Source organism: Lactiplantibacillus sp. B652 (assembly GCF_023806745.1).
Taxonomy (GTDB): Bacteria; Bacillota; Bacilli; order Lactobacillales; family Lactobacillaceae; genus Lactiplantibacillus; species Lactiplantibacillus pentosus.
This window is the reverse complement of record NZ_JAMSKY010000039.1, coordinates 1,788-3,468: the sequence shown is the minus strand read 5'-3', so window position 1 is coordinate 3,468 and position 1,681 is coordinate 1,788. Positions and strand designations below refer to the sequence as shown.

Sequence of the window (1,681 nt, the reverse complement as noted above, 5' to 3'; positions counted from 1 at the left end):
ATCAGACGCTTCGCTACTAAATTTCGCTCCCCATCACAGCTTGTCCTTAAAGTGAAAAGCATTTGACTCTCCACAAGACTTACTGCTTGGACATTCTAATCCAACAGAATGCACATCTTAGCCTCCTGCGTCCCTCCATTGCTCAAACGCACTTAACTAGTACAGGAATCTCAACCTGTTATCCATCGTCTACGCCTCTCGGCCTCGACTTAGGTCCCGACTAACCCTGGGAGGACGAGCCTTCCCCAGGAAACCTTAGTCATTCGGTGGATAGGATTCTCACCTATCTTTCGCTACTCATACCGGCATTCTCACTTCTAAGCGCTCCACAAGTCCTCACGATCTTGCTTCACCGCCCTTAGAACGCTCTCCTATCACGCGACCTAATGGTCGCATCCATGGTTTCGGTAGTATGCTTAGCCCCGGTACATTTTCGGCGCAGGATCACTCGACTAGTGAGCTATTACGCACTCTTTAAATGGTGGCTGCTTCTGAGCCAACATCCTAGTTGTCTATGCAACTCCACATCCTTTTCCACTTAGCATACATTTAGGGACCTTAACTGATGGTCTGGGCTGTTCCCCTTTCGACGGTGGATCTTATCACTCATCGTCTGACTCCCGGACATGAATCAATGGCATTCGGAGTTTATCTGAATTCAGTAACCCAAGACGGGCCCCTAGTCCAAATAGTGCTCTACCTCCATGATCCTTAATCCGAGGCTAGCCCTAAAGCTATTTCGGAGAGAACCAGCTATCTCCAAGTTCGTTTGGAATTTCACCGCTATCCACACCTCATCCCAGCAATTTTCAACTTACACGGGTTCGGTCCTCCAGTGCGTTTTACCGCACCTTCAACCTGGACATGGATAGGTCACCTGGTTTCGGGTCTATAACCTCGTACTCAAATCGCCCATTTCAGACTCGCTTTCGCTACGGCTCCGACTTTTTAGTCTTAACCTTGCACGGGATCATAACTCGCCGGTTCATTCTACAAAAGGCACGCCATCACGCATTAACGCGCTCTGACTTATTGTAGGCACATGGTTTCAGGAACTATTTCACTCCCCTCCCGGGGTGCTTTTCACCTTTCCCTCACGGTACTGGTTCACTATCGGTCACTAGGTAGTATTTAGCCTTGGGAGATGGTCCTCCCGGATTCCGACGGAATTTCACGTGTTCCGCCGTACTCAGGATCCTGAACTGAGAGAATTTGATTTAATCTACTGGGCTATCACCATCTATGGCGGATTTTCCCAAATCCTTCGACTATCAAGTTCTTTGGTAACTCAAATGTTCAGTCCTACAACCCCAAAGTGCAAGCACTTTGGTTTGGGCTGTTCCCCGTTCGCTCGCCGCTACTTAGGGAATCGAAATTTCTTTATATTCCTGCTGCTAATGAGATGTTTCAGTTCACAGCGTTTACCTCCAACTAGACTATGAATTCATCTAGTGGTAACAGTTGATTAAAACTGCTGGGTTGCCCCATTCGGAAATCTCCGGATCATAGCTTACGTACAGCTCCCCGAAGCATATCGGTGTTAGTCCCGTCCTTCATCGGCTCCTAGTGCCAAGGCATTCACCATGCGCCCTTGTTAACTTAACCTCATTTACCTAACGGTAAATGCGATTAATGAGTTTAGCGATAATTAAACTTCAATAAAAAACTCAAAAAACGCGGT

At 47.5% G+C, this 1,681-nt stretch carries 1 rRNA gene (running past one end of the window); it reads right to left on the bottom strand.

The features are described 5' to 3' along the window. Positions 1 to 1,605, bottom strand: a 23S ribosomal RNA gene (locus MZO40_RS16680); its annotated part reaches 1,227 nt to the left of the window's first position; the annotation flags it as partial. Between the last annotated feature and the right edge of the window lie 76 nt (positions 1,606 to 1,681).